The organism is Streptomyces sp. P17 (assembly GCF_032436805.1).
Classification (GTDB): Bacteria; Actinomycetota; Actinomycetes; order Streptomycetales; family Streptomycetaceae; genus Streptomyces.
This window is the reverse complement of record NZ_JAVRBF010000220.1, coordinates 1-707: the sequence shown is the minus strand read 5'-3', so window position 1 is coordinate 707 and position 707 is coordinate 1. Positions and strand designations below refer to the sequence as shown.

Here is a 707-nt window from a genome sequence, read left to right as displayed (position 1 = left end):
CATTGCACATGGTCAAGAGCGTGCGGCTTCCACGGCTTAATGAAATCATCGCCGGTTGCTCGGTATTGCCAATCGAATAAATCGCAATTGTCGCTTGACATTATAAATGCACCATGTAATTGCTATTGACAGACGCAAACGGAGAAACCAATAAATGACAGAATTTCGCGTACATTTCTTGAAGACGGACGGCGACAAGACGACGCACGTTGTCAACGCTGAAAGCCCGGTGCGGGCAGCAGCAATCATCCGCAAGAAAAACCCCGGCGTAACCGTGCTGAAAGTCAAGGTTAACAAAGCTGGCAACGTGTCGCCGCGTGACCGTGGACGCACAATTACCGATGACGATATTAAAGCCATCGAAAGACACGCCGAAAAGAACTTCGGTAAACCGTCGTTCGTTCGCTCCAGTGAGCCGGGTTGGCTTATGAGCAATGAAGATTTTCGGCGCGAATATATGTTGGACGTTACCGACGCAGATATTGGAGTGGAATGAATGGCAGTCATCTACATTCTTTGCGCCATTGCCGGTTGCGCGTTCGGTTTCGTATCGTACATTCTGCATGGCAACATTTACGCAGCGATTATCATCACTATGGCGGTTGCATCCATTCTGGCCGGGCTGACCGGCTTTAACCATCGATAGGAGCGTGCAAAAAGAAGGTGAATTTACCATAGGTAAGCTTTTTCCCTTCTTTTTACTTTTT

The 707-nt window shown here is 48.2% G+C and carries 2 protein-coding genes; both read left to right on the top strand.

Going from position 1 to position 707, the window contains the following annotated elements; all coding sequences use genetic code 11:
* Positions 1-154: 154 nt before the first annotated feature.
* Positions 155-496, top strand: coding sequence for a hypothetical protein (locus RMT89_RS40485; protein WP_315888749.1), 342 nt, complete (start codon positions 155-157; stop codon positions 494-496).
* The gene (locus RMT89_RS40480; RefSeq protein WP_315888748.1) at positions 497-646 is read left to right on the top strand and encodes a hypothetical protein; all 150 of its coding nucleotides are present in this window, start codon (positions 497-499) and stop codon (positions 644-646) included.
* Positions 647-707: the final 61 nt, after the last annotated feature.

Bases quoted from the DNA above. Each gene is read 5' to 3' on its own strand.
- RMT89_RS40485 (WP_315888749.1), top strand. From the start codon at position 155: ATGACAGAATTTCGCGTACATTTCTTGAAGACGGACGGCGACAAGACG.
- RMT89_RS40480 (WP_315888748.1), top strand. From the start codon at position 497: ATGGCAGTCATCTACATTCTTTGCGCCATTGCCGGTTGCGCGTTCGGT.